Annotated in this window: 19 protein-coding genes and 1 tRNA gene; 9 read left to right on the top strand and 11 right to left on the bottom strand. The window is 58.6% G+C overall.

Annotated features, from left to right (window positions below):
• The first annotated feature begins 122 nt into the window (after positions 1–122).
• From ACXX9E_RS12305 to ACXX9E_RS12295, 3 genes are all read left to right on the top strand, one after another.
• A tRNA-Gly gene (locus ACXX9E_RS12305) sits at positions 123–196 on the top strand.
• A 305-nt stretch (positions 197–501) separates the two neighbouring features.
• Entirely contained in the window at positions 502–660 is a 159-nt protein-coding gene (locus ACXX9E_RS12300) for a hypothetical protein (protein WP_458555476.1), read from the top strand.
• A gap of 751 nt (positions 661–1,411) precedes the next feature.
• Entirely contained in the window at positions 1,412–2,140 is a 729-nt protein-coding gene (locus ACXX9E_RS12295; RefSeq protein WP_458555475.1) for a class I SAM-dependent methyltransferase, read from the top strand.
• Positions 2,141–2,364: 224 nt separating this feature from the next.
• Here the strand turns inward: ACXX9E_RS12295 and tam are convergent, their stop codons facing one another.
• Positions 2,365–3,135, bottom strand: a complete 771-nt coding sequence (gene tam, locus ACXX9E_RS12290; protein ID WP_458555474.1) for a trans-aconitate 2-methyltransferase — start codon at positions 3,133–3,135, stop codon at positions 2,365–2,367.
• Positions 3,136–3,510: 375 nt separating this feature from the next.
• On the opposite strand from tam, the gene ACXX9E_RS12285 reads away from it, so the two are divergent.
• The 3 genes from ACXX9E_RS12285 (at position 3,511) to ACXX9E_RS12275 (ending at position 5,206) form a co-directional block, all read left to right on the top strand.
• A complete protein-coding gene (locus tag ACXX9E_RS12285; protein ID WP_123465412.1) occupies positions 3,511–4,014 on the top strand; it encodes an inclusion body family protein in 504 nt (167 codons plus the stop codon).
• A 125-nt stretch (positions 4,015–4,139) separates the two neighbouring features.
• Positions 4,140–4,676: an AidA/PixA family protein gene (locus ACXX9E_RS12280; RefSeq protein WP_458555473.1), complete on the top strand. Its 537-nt coding sequence runs from the start codon at positions 4,140–4,142 to the stop codon at positions 4,674–4,676.
• A 119-nt stretch (positions 4,677–4,795) separates the two neighbouring features.
• On the top strand, positions 4,796–5,206 hold the full coding sequence (locus ACXX9E_RS12275; RefSeq protein ID WP_123465408.1) for a low affinity iron permease family protein: 411 nt from the start codon (positions 4,796–4,798) through the stop codon (positions 5,204–5,206).
• A 90-nt stretch (positions 5,207–5,296) separates the two neighbouring features.
• Here the strand turns inward: ACXX9E_RS12275 and ACXX9E_RS12270 are convergent, their stop codons facing one another.
• The 8 genes from ACXX9E_RS12270 to yiaY all read right to left on the bottom strand — a co-directional run bounded on the left by ACXX9E_RS12270 (position 5,297) and on the right by yiaY (position 11,751).
• On the bottom strand, positions 5,297–5,812 hold the full coding sequence (locus tag ACXX9E_RS12270) for a DUF4142 domain-containing protein (RefSeq protein ID WP_458555472.1): 516 nt from the start codon (positions 5,810–5,812) through the stop codon (positions 5,297–5,299).
• Positions 5,813–5,884: 72 nt separating this feature from the next.
• Positions 5,885–6,043 (bottom strand): KGG domain-containing protein, encoded by a 159-nt coding sequence (locus ACXX9E_RS12265; RefSeq protein WP_003222499.1) that lies wholly within the window; start codon positions 6,041–6,043, stop codon positions 5,885–5,887.
• 117 nt (positions 6,044–6,160) lie between these two features.
• Complete coding sequence (locus ACXX9E_RS12260; RefSeq protein WP_322373925.1) at positions 6,161–7,510, bottom strand: sensor domain-containing protein; 1,350 nt, start codon at positions 7,508–7,510, stop codon at positions 6,161–6,163.
• Between the two features lie 79 nt (positions 7,511–7,589).
• A complete protein-coding gene (locus tag ACXX9E_RS12255) occupies positions 7,590–8,228 on the bottom strand; it encodes a LysE family translocator (protein ID WP_128614013.1) in 639 nt (212 codons plus the stop codon).
• A 61-nt stretch (positions 8,229–8,289) separates the two neighbouring features.
• Entirely contained in the window at positions 8,290–8,706 is a 417-nt protein-coding gene (gene fos, locus ACXX9E_RS12250) for a fosfomycin resistance glutathione transferase (protein WP_186744542.1), read from the bottom strand.
• 4 nt (positions 8,707–8,710) lie between these two features.
• Positions 8,711–9,427 carry a PA3715 family protein gene (locus ACXX9E_RS12245; protein ID WP_458555471.1) on the bottom strand — a complete coding sequence of 239 codons (717 nt, stop codon included), beginning with the start codon at positions 9,425–9,427 and terminating at the stop codon, positions 8,711–8,713.
• A 35-nt stretch (positions 9,428–9,462) separates the two neighbouring features.
• Entirely contained in the window at positions 9,463–10,197 is a 735-nt protein-coding gene (locus ACXX9E_RS12240; RefSeq protein WP_186744538.1) for a PA3715 family protein, read from the bottom strand.
• Positions 10,198–10,602: 405 nt separating this feature from the next.
• Positions 10,603–11,751 (bottom strand): L-threonine dehydrogenase, encoded by a 1,149-nt coding sequence (gene yiaY / locus ACXX9E_RS12235; protein WP_123465394.1) that lies wholly within the window; start codon positions 11,749–11,751, stop codon positions 10,603–10,605.
• A gap of 154 nt (positions 11,752–11,905) precedes the next feature.
• Here yiaY and ACXX9E_RS12230 point away from each other — a divergent pair, with 154 nt between their 5' ends.
• Positions 11,906–12,925: a DUF4917 family protein gene (locus ACXX9E_RS12230; protein ID WP_447807637.1), complete on the top strand. Its 1,020-nt coding sequence runs from the start codon at positions 11,906–11,908 to the stop codon at positions 12,923–12,925.
• A 102-nt stretch (positions 12,926–13,027) separates the two neighbouring features.
• Here the strand turns inward: ACXX9E_RS12230 and ACXX9E_RS12225 are convergent, their stop codons facing one another.
• Positions 13,028–13,570 (bottom strand): helix-turn-helix domain-containing protein, encoded by a 543-nt coding sequence (locus tag ACXX9E_RS12225; RefSeq protein ID WP_186744534.1) that lies wholly within the window; start codon positions 13,568–13,570, stop codon positions 13,028–13,030.
• A gap of 106 nt (positions 13,571–13,676) precedes the next feature.
• On the opposite strand from ACXX9E_RS12225, the gene ACXX9E_RS12220 reads away from it, so the two are divergent.
• Both ACXX9E_RS12220 and ACXX9E_RS12215 read left to right on the top strand, forming a co-directional pair.
• Entirely contained in the window at positions 13,677–14,459 is a 783-nt protein-coding gene (locus ACXX9E_RS12220) for an aldolase (protein WP_128615973.1), read from the top strand.
• A 22-nt stretch (positions 14,460–14,481) separates the two neighbouring features.
• Positions 14,482–15,366: a dihydrodipicolinate synthase family protein gene (locus tag ACXX9E_RS12215; protein ID WP_185015796.1), complete on the top strand. Its 885-nt coding sequence runs from the start codon at positions 14,482–14,484 to the stop codon at positions 15,364–15,366.
• Between the two features lie 132 nt (positions 15,367–15,498).
• Here ACXX9E_RS12215 and ACXX9E_RS12210 read toward each other — a convergent pair whose 3' ends face one another.
• Entirely contained in the window at positions 15,499–15,843 is a 345-nt protein-coding gene (locus ACXX9E_RS12210) for a YegP family protein (protein ID WP_123465384.1), read from the bottom strand.
• Positions 15,844–15,933: the final 90 nt, after the last annotated feature.

Genomic DNA, 15,933 nt, shown 5'->3' with positions numbered 1-15,933 from the left:
TTTTGCTTTGCGCACCGCAGTGCTCGCCCGCGATTGACCGTTTTCAGCAATTTAAAGCGTTCATGAGTAAAAGAAAAACTTCAAATCCGTGGCCGAGTCTGGTACAAAGTCAGCCGCTCTGAGCGGGTATAGTTTAATGGTAGAACAGTAGCTTCCCAAGCTTCCGACGAGGGTTCGATTCCCTCTACCCGCTCCACTCGAATTTTGGTCTCACGTTGTGTTTTTTGACGGGGGATGCAGGAATAGAAAAAACCGGCCTACAGGGCCGGTTTTTTTGTGGCTGGGATTTGAGGTTGGCCGCTTCGACAGCGCAGAACCATTCAGCAACACACCGTAGATTGCAGATTCGCCAGTCCCCCCTCTCCGCTTCGGTTTCTCTAATGACAACAAGTGCAGTCTGCTCAAGGGAATGATCCGCACCCAGGGGCTTTGACCACCCTATCCCCGAGAAGCAAGACACGACCTGATGACCATGCTTGGGATCAATGACGAGGCAACCCAATGAAACTCGGATCCACAAAGGAGTCCAGGAGTCCATTCGCAGACTTCATTCGAAATGCGAAATCGAAAGAAAAGAAGCGCGTTTACAGTGAAGTGCTGACCGAAGCTACCAAAAAACAGAATGAAGTGATGTTGGCGGCGCGTGAAAAGCAGGCCTGAGTACGATATTGAATTTCAAAAACGCCCGACCGATTGCCGGGCTATTTCATTCCATCGAAAACCCCATCTCTCATCTGCCGATTATCGTATTCCACTGGTTACCATTCGCGAACGGCAGCGTTCGGCCCAGAGTGTGTAAAAACGCTTCGCCAAAATTGGAGTGTGCGCGTTTACGTCGAATCTGAAATTTATCGGCACATCAGCAGGTGCGGATTTTACGTAGAAGCGCGATTCTCAGTCCGGGCTTGAGTACCTGTCGCGCTGAAAAACGTTTTTACACAGCCTCGGCCGATAGCAGCCGTTGATGAACGACCCCTTCTGGTTTAAGCCGTTAGCCACTGAGGCATCGCTTGATGCCCCTAGCTAGTTTGATCTCGATGTAGCCCTGCCCTCCGTTCGAAGGCAGACAAAAATGCATTACTCGCAAATGGATTGGATGCCAGAAATCATCCTTCTACCCGCTTCACTCAAACATTGGTCTCACGTCGTGATTTTTTGACGGGGAATGAAGGCACAGCAAAAACGCGCATAAAGAACCGATTTTTTGTGTCCGGGGATTGAGGTTGGCGATTCACATTACAGATCCACTACACTCCACCGGTTTTCACCTCCCGCCCAACCGACTAGCATTTCCCCATCACCCACCACCCTCCCCCTGCGCGGCCATCGACGAATACGCGCCATCACTTTCGAGGGATTCCAATCGCGGCCACTTTGCCGCTGACGATCGAACTCAAAAGAGCACTTCACCATGACGCAAAACATTTACGACGATCCCGAGTTCTTCCAGGGCTACAGCCAGATGAACCGCTCAATCGGCGGCCTCGACGCGGCGCCGGAGTGGCCGGCGCTCAAGGCATTGCTGCCCTCCATGCATGGTTTGAACGTGGTGGATCTGGGCTGCGGTTATGGCTGGTTCAGCCGTTGGGCGGTCGAGCATGGCGCGGCCAGTGTGTTGGCGCTGGATGTTTCGGAGAAGATGCTGGAGCGCGCGCGGGCGACCACGGCGGCGGCGAACATTCGCTATGAGCGCGCCGATCTGGAACAGCTCGACTTGCCCGCCTGCAGTTTCGATCTGGCTTACAGCTCACTGGCGCTGCATTACATCAAGGATTTGCCGGGGCTGTTTGCTCAGTTGTACACGGCGCTGAAACCGGGTTCGCATTTTGTGTTTTCCATTGAGCATCCAATCTTTATGGCACCGCGTAATCCGGGCTGGTTGATTGATGCTGAAGGTAACAAGCGTTGGCCGCTGGACAGCTATCAGATGGAAGGAGAACGGGTGACAAACTGGTTGGCCGAGGGAGTGATCAAGCAGCATAGGACGGTAGGAACGCTGCTGAATTCGTTGATCGATGCAGGGTTCGCCATTCGCCATGTCAATGAATGGGGCCCGAGCGATGCGGAGGTGGCGGCGCAACCGGCGCTGGCGGAAGAGCGGGAGCGGCCGATGATGATGCTGGTGGCGGTGCAGCGCTGAGCGGGTTTACAACTTGAGAAGCCCCCTCACCCTAACCCTCTCCCATAGGGAGAGGGGACTGAACGCGGTGCCAGTACGAGCTACACCGACGTGCGAAATCGAGGCGAACTCAGGTTTTTGAAACAACATAACTCGGCTCCCTCTCCCTCGGGAGAGGGCTGGGGTGAGGGGCCTGTCCGAAAGTGCAGCCAAAATCTCAAGCCGGACAACAGTCCGAATTGATTTTATCGGGTCGCGACGATAAACAACCTGGGAAACGGCAACAACACCGAGCCATCCGCCAACGCCGGATAAGCCCGCTCAACCTCCGCCAGATACTGCTCCAGGTACTGCGTCTTTTCCTCCTCGGTCAGCGGACTCAAAAACGGAATCAAGCCGCTGCCCTTGAACCACTCCACCACCCCCGCCGCCCCGCCAGACAGCTGATGGTGATAGGTCGTGCGCCACACATCGACCCGCGCACAGTGCGGTCGCAGCATGGAGAAGTAATCGCTCGCACTCGCCATGTCGGTACGTTGCCCCGCTGCGCCGCTGAGCTTGCTCGCCCACGGGCCATTCGCAGCGACTTCACGCATCAAGCGGTGGGACGGCTCGTTGAGGTTGTCCGGCATCTGGATCGCCAGACTGCCACCGGCCGACAACTTGCCGGCGAGTGCCGGTAACAATGTTGCGTGATCCGGCAGCCACTGCAGCACGGCGTTGGCAAAGATCACATCGTAAGGGCCGACATCGGCCCATTTATCGATGTACGCGACGTCGAACTGCAACTGCGGCAAGCGCTTGCGCGCGGCCTCGATCATGTCGGAGGAACTGTCCAGGCCGCTGACCGTGGCTTGCGCAAAACGCTGCACCAGCAGTTCTGTCGAGTTACCGGGACCGCAGCCGATATCGACCACCGTTCGTGCCTGTGCCGTGGGAATCGCCGCCAGCAGATCGCGGGCCGGGCGGGTGCGTTCATCTTCGAAAGCGACGTATTGTCTGGCGGACCAACTCATTGCGTTCTCCTGTCGGGGGCATGGCAGCGGTTCGTCACGATACAGGCAGCGCAGTGGGCAGTTCCACAGCGACTGATTGCAAACGATGTCAGATCACCGCGCCGGCTTATCGCAGACCGATTGGTCGTTATGAATGCCGCGACCGTCCGTCGAGTCGCATAAAAGCGATTTTGACAGCTAAAAAAACAAACCTATAGTCAAGTGGCGGCAATCGGAAGGAACCCGATCAGACGATTTCGTGCAAGGAGCACGGCCTGCTCATCTCTCGTGACCGGTGGGTTCCCCCAGTAGTGTGCTCGCAAACGCCATACGGCAAGCAAGCGTCGTCGTGCCTGGACTGCGGGCCGGCGTTCACTATGAAAAAGGAGCATTACCATGTCTCGAGTGACAGATATTCTGGTTTCGATCGACACCGAAACCATTCTGAAAAAGTATCCAAACATCAGCAAGGACCCGAAAAATCCGACGCTGATCGATTGGAAACATGTGTACATGGTTACCAATCAGGACAACGTCGTCAGCGGTCAGGCCGGTGGCGAACTGGATCTCAAGGCGCAGGTCGGCGACCTGATCCGCTGGCGTGAAACCAGTCTGTCGCAGAGCTTCGAACAGGCGGTGATTTTCTACAAATTCATTGGCAACGCCGGCGCCGACCTGATCTCCCCACCCTCGCCACGCAAGGCCAGCGCCTGTGTGGCGGTGCCGAACACCAGCAATCCATCCGTGCCGAGCTGCCAGAAAGTCGATAACCATTACTGGTCATCCGAGACCCTGGACTGCGGTCGCGTGACCTATCACTTCCACTTCCTGATCGTTGACCGCAACTGCCAGATCATCGGCTGCTGCTCGTGGGACCCGTTCATCTCGATCCACAACTGATGATGCGTCGAGCCCCTTGGCAACGAGGGGCTTTACCGATCCGTCGCCGCCCCGGCCGGAACAGGATGCGTTGCCTTGACCGAAGCGGCTGTCGCCTTGAGCCACCATCATGAAAGGAATCCATGATGACCAGCGAACCGATCCGTTCCCCCTCATCCGGCGCCACCAGCGCACAAAATGTGCTGCTGATCGTCGATGCCGAATCCGTGCTTTCCCGGTATCCGAATCCCAGCCTGGACGCTGCTGCGCCGACAAGCATTGCCGACGGCTTCATCTTTTTCGCCACGGGTGACAACTCGAAAGAAATAGTCACAAATGACAGTAAATTAACGATTACGGGGGACATTGATCGTGACCTGCATGTGCGCGCAAGATCCGTCAGCCTGATCGCAGAACACAGCGTTGTCATGTACGCCCTGACCGCTGATGGCGACGCCTTGTCCGATCCGCGCCTGGAGGTCCACACCAACCTGACGGTGCCCGCCCCCAATCCGGACAACCCGGCTGAACCGGGCAGCAAGAACGCCGATGATCACCTCTGGATCTGCACACCGAAAAACAGCGGCACTGCCCATTGCCACTTGAGCTTCATGCTGGTCAATCAACAGTGTGAGGCCGTGGGGTATTTCCAGTGGCAGGTCGACGTCGAGCTCAAGGCATAGCGTACTCGTGAGAATGCCGGTCGAAAGACCGGTTTCTCAGGGACAGATGCGCCACCGGTAGAATTTTCATCCCGCCGTCACTGTCTGAATTTCAGGCATTCCTTATGAGGAACACGGCAATGAAATTCGCGAAAATCTCCCAGAAGCTCGCCCTGTGGGCCGGTAGCCCCAAGACGTTTATGGGGGCGCTGATCCTGATTGGACTGTGGGGCTTGAGTGGGCCGATTTTTCATTACAACGACACCTGGCAACTGATCATCAATACCTCGACGACCATCATCACCTTTCTGATGGTGTTCCTGATCCAGAACACCCAAAACCGCGACACCGACATCCTGCATTTGAAGATCGACGAGTTGCTGTTGGTGACCAAAGAGGCGCAGAACGCGATGCTCGGGCTGGAGGCGCTGGATTTGAAGCAACTGGAAGCGCTGCGCAGGCATTACCGTGCGTTGGGCGAAGGGGAAGTGTTCAATCTTGAGGGGCTGGGCGAGAAGAGCAAGTCGAAACAGGATCTGAATGAGTGTTGATGGTCAGATAAAAGCAAAAGATCGCAGCCTTCGGCAGCTCCTGCAGAAAGAGTGCCGGAGCTATCGAGGGCTGCGATCTTCATATCTTGATCAGCGGCTGGCCTGTAACTGGCGAGCCATTTGCAGATGGCTTTGCAGCTTGGGCAACGTTTCATCCGCGAAGGCTTTGATTTCCGGCACGTCAGTGTTTTGTGCCTCCTGCTGAATCTGCTCGATGGCCTCTTCAGTGGCTTTGACCTGACTGGCGGCATAGGCCTGATCGAAAGAAGCGCCATCGGTCACCTGCGGCATCAATTCCTTGGCCTTGTCTGCGAGTTCTTCACGGGGCGCCACCGGCAGATCAAGCTTCTTGGCGATTTTCGCCAGGTGCTGATTGGCCGTGGTGCGATCGTTGATGACAACGATGGTGTAGTCCTTGACCTCTTTCGATTCGGCCTTGCTGTGGGCCAGACGACTGGCCTCGATGTCGGCCATGCCTTTGGCGGAGGCATCGTTGATGAAATCGGTGGGCGACTGGGCAAAAACGCCAGTGGCACACACGCTCAACAGCAGGCCCCACACAGGTGCAAAAACAGCGTTACGTATACGGGTGGCCATCCGGCTCATGGTCGCGCCCTCCTTCATTCGAAATTCAAGCGGGAGCTTACGCCCCCGCCTCTCAATCAAAACAACCTTCACTTACTTCGATTTTTGAGCGGGCTTGCGGCCCATTTCGGTTTTCGCAGGCTCTTTATCGACGGTCGTGGTGGTGGTTTTCCCACCTTTGCGACCGGCTTCAGACGCCTTCGTTCGATCGTTAGCGAAGTTTCCCGAGTTCGAGTTTCTTGAATTAGGCATGATTCTCTACCTCTTGGTATTGATCGTCGCGAGCAACTGCCCACCTGAATTGAGAATTTTCTGGCTGGCAAAGGTTTAGAAAAGTTGCCGATGTCGCGACGAACGGCGCGCCGCCGATCAGATATCCAGCGCCCGATGGTTCAAGCGTTTCGCCGTGTACATGGCCTGATCGGCGTGGCGAAACAGCTGTTGTTCTTCACTGCCGTGTTCCGGGTAACGGGCGACACCGATGCTCGGTTCGATGTGCAGGTTGTGACCGTCCAGACGCATCGGTTGCACCAGCACCTGGCGGATTTTTTGCGCCACGCTGTCGGCATCTTCCGCGACGTGAACGCTGTGCAGCAGCACGATGAACTCATCGCCACCGATGCGCGCGACGGTATCAGTCTCGCGCACGCACCCCTTCAACCGGTTGGCCACGGTTTGCAACAGCATGTCGCCAACGGCGTGACCAAAGGTGTCATTGACCTGCTTGAAGCGATCCAGATCGACATACAGCAGCGCCATGTTGCCCGACGCTTCCCGGGCGCTGGCGAGCGCAGATTTGAGGCGATCCCGGAGCAATTCGCGATTGGGCAACTGCGTCAGTTGGTCGTACTGCGCCATGCGCTTGAGCCGTGCATGCAATTGCTGACGCTCGATGGCAGTCGCGACCTGGGCACAGACGTATTGCAGCAGTTCCTTGTCCTGTTCGGTGTAGCGCTCGCCGCCGGGCAGACTCTTTACGATCAGTGCGCCGATGGTGCCGTTTTTCGAGTGCAACGGCACGCCGAGCCAGCAGGGTGAATCCTGCCCGGCCACCAACGCGGCGAATTCGGGAGAGGCATCGGGACTGTCCGGTGTCAGCAGGATCGGTTGACCGCTGCGGATCACTTGCGTGCACAGACGTCCGGTGACCGTGCCCGGTTGCTCGGGCTGCAATTCGTGGTCATCGACGTGGTAAGGGAAATTCAGCTTGGCGCAATGTTCATCGTACAGCGCCACGGAGAAGTTCAGCGCCGGTAGCCATTCGCCAATGATCAGGTGGATGCGCTTGAACAGCGCCAGCAAATCCTCTGCCACGTGCGCCGCCTCCGAGATCGCATACAACGCCGCCTGCCGGGATTCGGCCTGCTTGCGTTCGGTGATGTCGCGGGCCACGGCAATGCGCAGTTGATCGACTTCCGACCAGCGTGCCGACCAGAGGATATGGGCGACGCTGCCATCCTTGCGCACGTAGCGGTTTTCGAAGTTGTGTTTGGGGTCGCCACCCATGATTTCATGGGCGGCGGCCAGGGTGCGCTGACGGTCGGCCGGGTGCACCAGTTCGATCATTTGCCGGCCGATCAGCTCTTCAGGTGTGTAACCGAAGATCCGCTCGCAAGCAGCGCTGACAAAAACGAAACGGCCCTGCTTGTCGACCGCGCAAACGGCATCCAGCAATAAATCAATAAAACTCGCCAACGGCGCGGAATTTCGGCTTTCCATGGTTCAGCGTGGGTGTCCGGGTAATGCAGCACTGATCAACCATCCGTGACCTCTTGATTGCGCATCCCTGCACACACCTTCAAGCCTTGTTCGGCATCAGCCCCGGCAGCGCATGCATCAGCGCGTTGATGGCGAAACCGATGAACATCACGCCACACAACCGCGTGATCAGCAATTCGTGACGCTGATACAGCGTCCGCACGCGCTGCGCGCCGACCACGCCAATCAGGATAGCGTAGGCCAGCAGTCCGCCGAGGAAGCTCAGGGCGATCAGCGCCGGCAGCATCGACCAGTTCAGCAATTCAGCGCGGCTCGACAGCAGCGCGGTGAACGTCGCGACTGCCACCGGGTACGCCTTGGGATTGGTCAGACCGAACACAATACCGTGCCAGAACGGCTGGCGCGCCGCGCCTTGCGGTTCGTCACCGCTGCGACGCTGAGCACGCACTGCACGCCAGCCAAGCCAGAACAGGTACAAACCGCTGAGCACGCCGAGTACATCGAACGCAGTGCTGCCGATTTCCCGGGCGCCGACAATGGCGATCAGCGCGGTGCTGCACCAGACCACATCGCCGAGCAGATGCCCGCAGAGAAACCCGGCCCCGGCCCGCCGTCCGTGGGCCGCGCCAATGCCGAACACCGCCAGCACGCCAGGACCCGGCGTGATGCCATAGATGAAACCCGAGGCCAGCACGGCCAGTAACAACGATGGAGTCATGGAAAACCTGCACGGGGCCATTACACGTGGTGGCCAGTCTATAACAGACAAATGTGTCTGATCATGACTCGTCGTAAAAACGCATGCCGGTGTACGGTTTGAACCGACACGCTGCCAGTCGCGAGGCCAGATCACCGACGTGGACTTCGAGCTTGTGGCCATCAGGGTCGAGAAAGTAGAACGATGCACCTTCGCTGCGGTTGTCCCGCCATTGCTGCACGTTGGCCGCTTTTAGCCGCTGGACGAAGTGCGGAAAATCCACCTCGCCGAGGCTGAACGCGTAATGGGTGTAATCGACGGCGGGCGCTGACAGGCGCTGCGGATCGAGTGACAGACACAACCACAGCCCCGGCAGCGACAGGTAGGCACCGGCGTCCCATGTCGCTTCGACGCGCAGTTGCAGCAACTCGTGATAAAACGCCAGGCTGCGATCCACATCGCTGACCGCCAGGGTCAGGTGGTTGAGGCCGGTGAGCATCGGTTCAGTAACCTCTGAGGTCTTCGGGGACGATGTATTGCTGGCCGTCGTAGGTCAGGGTGATCTGTTGGCTTTTCAGGTGAGTGGTTTTCGACACGCACTGGCTGGCGGATCGGGTGTTCTTCATTTTTGTGCCACGGGTGGTGACGATCAGGTCGGCGAAACCATGATGACTCGACGGGCCGATGTCGAGCGTCCTGCGGATTTCCCGGGTATAGCCTTCGCAGTCATTGGTGAATTCACCGTTGTTCTTGTACACGACGAGGCCTTCGAGTACCGGACGCAACTCATCACCCTCACGCACATACAACGCCAGATCGGTTTTCTCATAGGGAATGGCATGGGAACTGTGCACGAACTTGGCGCGCAGGCCAAAGGCCCGAACCTCCGGCGCCAGGCGATAGCGAGCGGTGTCGATGCGCAGATCATCAAAGCGCACCGCATCGGAGTTGAAGGCCCCCGGTTTGCGATAAGTGGCGATGGGCTTGGCGTTACTGGCATTGACGATCGACAGGTCCAGGTCGAATACCCCGGCATCATCGCCGCCGGAATCGGCAAGGTAGGTGGATTTCACCGAGATCGCCTGACTCGGGAAGGCCGGCCAGACATTGCAGCGCGACATGGATGTGCCGTCGAAACTCTGGGTGGTGCAGGCGGCGTTGACCTGAGTACTAACGGCCAGAAAACTGAAGGCAATAAGAAGTCTGGTGGGTGTCAGCATGGTTCTTCCTTGAAAAGAGAGGGGTTGCGGGCGCGTCAGATGCCCTTGAAATCTGCAGGTATGACGTAAGCCTTGCCGTCATAGCGAAGCGTGGTCAGCACCGGCTTGTTGGTCGTCGTTTTCAGCTCGCAGGTTTCGGCGGTTCCCTCGCCAGCCACGCCCGTTGTGACGGACTTGACGATGAGGTCGGCATAGCCGTGAGAGCTGGTTTTAGCCATTTCGAGGGTGCGAACCGTGGTTGCACGCTCGCCGGCGCAGTTGCCGTCCCACTCACCACTGAAACCGTAAACCACCAACCGATCCAGCACCGGGCGCAGATGCCTGCCCTCTTTGACATAGAGGGTCAGCCACGTTTCATCCATAGGATTGACGCGCGAAGAACCTTTGAAACTGACCCGCACACCAAACGCCCGAAGCTCAGGGCTGAGTTTGTAGCGCGCCGTGTCGAGTTCCAGCCCCTGCAAGGCAATGGCATCGGAGACAAAAGCAGATCGCTTGTAGTAATCGGCCAGCATCTCGTTATCTGTACTCGACCTGATCGAGACCACAAGATCGTAAGTCCCGCTGGTATCGTCATTTCCGGCGGTGCCATCCGACTCAAGCTTCGTCGCGGCGTTCAGGGTCTGGCCTGGATACGCCGGCCATTCCTTACAGACCGAATACCCTGCAACATCCCCTTGCTGCGGAGGCAGACATTCCGCCAACGCAGCTTCCGTGATCAACCCTCCACACAGCGCTAAGCAGCCGATCCATCCAGACTTCACTGGCACTTCCCGCTCCTTGATAATGTTTCAGCCGCGCACTATCCCCTCCTCAATCCTGCGATTCAAGCCGTTCAACGCTTGTGCCACGTCAGCACGAACGTGAACGGCGATATCTCCAACGGCGACGGCACCACGATCCATGCCCGCCGCTCGCTCTCACGCACGCGTGCCACACGTGTTGGAGACGTTGCTGCACTGGAGGGGGTGTTGATTCAGATTGGCGGGGGCGAGAGGAATGTGGTGGCTGTTGGCCGATGTGAGAATCCTTGATTTTGTGGTGTTGGCGAGGCCGTCTTCACGAGCAAGTCCGCTCTCCAGGGGATTTGCAAACAACACAAATCCAATGTGGGTGCGGGCTTGCTCGCGAAGGGGGCAGTCAGGTCAGCTCATCTAGATCGGCACGCCACCGACTCAAAACGCGTTGCGGAAAATTTCCTCGATCTGCCGCTGATCCGCCGCCCGCGGGTTGGTCAGGCCACATGCGTCTTTCAAGGCATTGGTGGCAAGCACCGGAATGTCGTTGAGTTTGGCGCCGAGCTCACGCAGGCCACCTGGAATATCGACATCTCTGGCCAGGCAACGGATCGCGTTGATCGCCGCTTGCGCCCCCTCCTCCGGGCTGAAGCCGCGAATGTCCGCGCCCATGGCATGGGCAACATCGGTCAGACGATCGGCACACACCAGCGCATTGAACGTCTGCACGTGGGGCAGCAGCACGGCGTTGCACACACCGTGAGGCAAGTCGTAGAAACCGCCCAATTGATGCGCCATCGCGTGCACATAGCCGAGGGACGCATTGTTGAAGGCCATGCCGGCAAGGAACTGTGCATACGCCATGTTCTCCCGCGCGGCGAGGTCACTGCCGTCGCGCACGGCCAGGCGCAGATTGTTGCTGATCAGGGTCATGGCCTTCAGCGCGCAGGCGTCGGTGATCGGGTTGGCGGCGGTCGACACGTAGGCTTCGATGGCGTGGGTCAAGGCGTCCATGCCGGTGGCGGCGGTCAGGCCTTTGGGCATGGCGACCATCAGTTCAGGGTCGTTGACCGACAGCAGCGGTGTGACGTTACGGTCGACGATGGCCATTTTCACGTGACGCGATTCGTCAGTGATGATGCAAAAGCGGGTCATCTCACTGGCCGTGCCGGCGGTGGTGTTGATGGCGATCAGCGGCAGTTGCGGCTTGCTCGATTGGTCGACGCCTTCGTAGTCGCGGATCTGCCCGCCGTTGGTCGCACACAGGGCGATGCCCTTGGCGCAGTCGTGCGGCGAACCGCCGCCCAGCGATACAACGAAATCGCAGCGACTTTCCTTGAGCAGCGCCAGCCCGGACTCGACGTTAGCGATGCTCGGGTTCGGTTTGGCGCCGTCGAAGATCACCGAGTCGATGTCCTGCATCGCCAGTTTTTCGGCGACCATCGTCGCCACACCGGCCTTGGCCAGCCCCGCGTCAGTGACGATCAGCGCCTTGCGGAAACCGTAATTGCGAATCGCAATCATGGCCTCGTCGAGGCATCCGTTGCCCATGATGTTTACGGCCGGAATGAAAAATGTGCTGCTCATGCGCGTCTCCTGACTGAGGCCGAATCGACTGCTCCGATACGGCGGATGTGCACAGGATCGACCGATCGGTCACGGCCGATGTTGATCTGGCTCAATGCCCGCTCGTGATAAAGTCGCCGCCCATCAGCCCCTAAGTTTTGAGATGTGCCAAGCAATGAGCGATTTTCTGGATGTCGACGCGACCCTCGAAGACTGGAACGCCCTGCGCGCCACCACCGACTTCACAGGCTTGCTGGTGGGCAACGGTGCCAGCCGCGCGGTGTGGGACGACTTCGGCTACGACTCGCTGTTCGAAAACGCCCGCAGCGTGGAAGAGAAACCGCTGAGCCCGTCGGAACTGAGCGTGTTCGACGCGATGCAGACGCGCAGCTTCGAGCAGGTACTCGGCGCGCTGAAAACCACCAGCCGGGTGAACAAGGCGCTGGCCGTCAGTTCGGCGGCACCGCGCAACCGCTACTACGCGATCAAGGAAGCGCTGATCAATACCGTGCACGCGGTACACATTCCGTGGCGGCTGGTGCAGGCCTCAACCCTGGCGACGCTCAACGAAGAACTGGCGCGCTATCGCACGGTGTTCACCACCAACTACGACTTGCTCAATTACTGGGCGCTGCAACACAACAATGAGGCCATAGACGACCTGTTCAACGGCCCCGATGCCAGTTTCGACCTGAGCGAAAGCAGCAGTGAAAAGCCGCGCCTGCTGTACCTGCACGGCGGTCTGCACCTGGTGCGTAATCAGGACGGCACTGCGCGCAAACTGACCTCGACCGAAGGCACCCTGCTCGGCAGTTTTGCGATCAACAACACGATCAAGACGCTGGACGACGTGCCGCTGTTCGTCAACGAAGGGCCGAGCGCGGACAAGCTCAAGACCATCCGCAGTTCGGATTATCTGTCGTTCTGCCATGAGCAGTTGCTGGGGCATGGCGACAGTCTGTGCATCTTTGGCCATGCCCTGGGTGAACAGGACGCCCACATCGTGCGCGCCTTGCGGTTGGCGAAACCGAAGACCGTGGCGATCTCGATTTATCCGCGCAGTGCGGCGTTCATTCAGCATCAGAAGCGGCATTACGCGAAGGTGTTCGAGGGCACGGGCGTTGAGTTGCGTTTTTTTGATGCCAAGAGCCATGCACTCGGCAGCCCGAAACTGTCGGTGCCAGTCGAAGTTTAGTGGCGAGGCTACCGACGCCATCGCGAGCAGGCTCACTCCTACAGGGGATCGCATTTCAACTGTAGGAGTGAGCCAGCTCGCAATAGCTTTAGCCCAATCAACTCATTCTTCGGTGCTGTGCACCACCACCAGCAACTGCGCCTGCACCTCACCCACCGAGCGGATCCGGTGTGGCTTCTGTGCATTGAAGTGCAGCGCATCGCCACGCTCGAGCAGCACCTTCTCGTTCATGAAATCGACTTCCACCTGCCCTTCGTGGACGAACAGAAACTCCTCGCCCACATGCTCCTTGAAGGTCTTGTCGGTGAATTCCTTCGCCGGGTAAATGATGAACGGCAGCAGGTTGCGTTCGCTGACCTGATGCGCCAGCACCGCATACCCGGGGCTCTGATCGTTGGCCGCGAGGGACTGGCGTTCGTGGCTGCGCACCAGGCTGTAGCTGTCGAGGCTGACGCTGTCCTCGGAGAACAATTCCTCGACCTTCACGTTCAGCGCTTTCGCCAGTTTCAACGCGGCAGCGATCGACGGCGTGTTCAACCCGCGCTCGACTTTCGACAGGTAACTCTTGGTCATGCCGGATTTTTCGGCCAGCGCCTCAAGCGTCACCCCAAGTTTTTTTCTCAATAATTTCAAACGGATAGACATGCGCAGCGGTTATTCCAGCAAGGAAGCGACGATTTATGCTTGCCAATGACACTTTGTGTCATATAGCCTCTTTAGTGTCATTTGCTCTCACCCAAAGGACACACACATGGCCAAGACATTAGCACTACCCAAAGAACAACTGGTCAAGCAAGCGCTGACCCAGATGCAAAAAAGCCTGGCGGATAATACGTGGACTGACCGGCAAAAGCTGGCACTGACCTGCCGGATTCTATTCGAGAATGGCCACGACTCCGGTCTGGCCGGACAAATCACCGCCCGTGGCCCACAGCCCGGCACCTATTACACTCAGCAACTGGGCCTGGGGTTCGATGAAATCACCGCGAGCAATTTGTTGCTGGTCAATGAAGACCTGGAAGTCCTCGAAGGGCACGGCATGGCCAACCCGGCCAACCGTTTCCACAGCTGGGTGTACCGCGCCCGGCCAGACGTGAACTGCATCATCCATACCCACCCGGCGCACATTGCCGCGCTGTCGATGCTGGAAGTGCCGCTGCAGATTTCCCACATGGACCTGTGCCCGCTGTACGACGACTGCGCGTTTCTCGAAGGCTGGCCGGGCGTGCCGGTGGGCAATGAAGAAGGTGAGCTGATTGCCGGCGCGCTGGGCGACAAGCGCGCGATTCTGCTTTCGCACCACGGCCAGTTGTCGACCGGCACCACGATCGAAGAAGCCTGTGTCATCGCCCAACTGATCGAACGCGCCGCCAGGCTGCAACTGCTGGCGATGGCGGCCGGCACCATCAAACCGATCATTCCGGCGCTGGGCCGCGAGGCCCATGACTGGGTGTCGAAACCCAAACGCCACGCCGCCGCTTTCAACTATTACGCCCGGCAGAACCTGCGCCAGCACGCCGATTGCCTGAACTGATTTCAGCTTTTTCCGGAGACTCATCATGTCCAACATTCACGGCATCATCGGCTACACCATCACCCCGTTCGGCGCCAACGGTGAAGGCCTCGACCTGCCGGCGCTCGGCCAGTCTATCAATCGCCTGATCGACAGCGGCGTCCACGCCATCGCCCCGCTGGGCAGCACCGGCGAAGGCGCCTACCTGAGCGACGCCGAGTGGGATCAGGTAGCCGAGTTCAGCATCAAACACGTGGCCAAACGGCTGCCGACCATCGTCAGCGTGTCCGACCTGACCACCGCCAAAGCCATACGCCGTGCACGCTTCGCCGAAGCCCACGGCGCCGACGTGGTGATGGTGCTGCCAGCCTCGTACTGGAAGCTCAGCGAAGCGGAAATCCTTGCGCACTACCGCGCCATCGGCGACAGCATCGGCGTGCCGATCATGCTCTACAACAACCCGGCCACCAGCGGCACCGACATGTCGGTGGAACTGATTCTGCGCATCGTCAACGAGGTGGAAAACGTGACCATGGTCAAGGAGAGCACCGGCGACATCCAGCGCATGCACAAGCTGCAACTGCTCGGCGACGCTCAGGTGCCCTTCTACAACGGCTGCAATCCGCTGGCGCTGGAAGCGTTTGCCGCTGGGGCCAAGGGCTGGTGCACCGCCGCACCGAACCTGATCCCCCAGCTCAATCTGGATTTATACGCGGCGTCGCTGGCCGGTGATCTGGAACGGGCGCGCGAGTTGTTCTACCGCCAGTTGCCGCTGCTGGACTTCATCTTGAAGGGTGGTTTACCGGCGACGATCAAGGCCGGGTTGCGCGAGACAGGGCTGGAGGTTGGCGATCCGCGCTTGCCAGTGTTTGCGTTGAGCGAGGCTGGGCGAGGTCAGCTGCAAGCAATCCTCGAGACCCTGCGTTGATCACACACACAATTACCTGTGGGAGCTGGCTTGCCAGCGATAGCGGTGTATCAGTCAACATCAATGCTGAATGATAGGCCCTCATCGCGGGCAAGCCCGCCCACAGGAGCTGTGTGAAATTTGAGAGGGAATTCAGAGCACCGGCAAGGTCTTGTCCTTGACCGTTTTGCTCGGCCCGTTGGCCTTGACGCTGGCGATGCCTTTGGCGCACGCAGCGTCATTGGTGTACGACTCGCTGCTGCCAATGATCTGATGGTTGGCAGCCTTGAGGTTGAAGTACGGATGGCCATCCCTGGTGGTCTTTTTCTCGTAGCGCTCGTCCAGCGGACTGTTGGCCTGCACCGCAGCAATGCCGTTATCGGCGGCCGCACGGGTGGTGTAGAGCTCGCTGGTGAGAATGGTTTCGGCGTTGGCGGCCTTCAGCACAAACCTGAACTGACCGTTGCTGCTTTTGCTCACTTCGTACCATCCGGACATGCTCGATTCTCCTTGGCGGTTGAGAGGTTTCGCGCTTCGAAGTAAAGACCAGCCTCAGACTTCTGTCGCCTGAAGCGGCGCCTTCGCGAG

Source organism: Pseudomonas sp. GNP014, from assembly GCF_054344005.1.
Note: the sequence above shows the minus strand (reverse complement) of the source record. Positions and strands in the feature narration are given on the sequence as shown.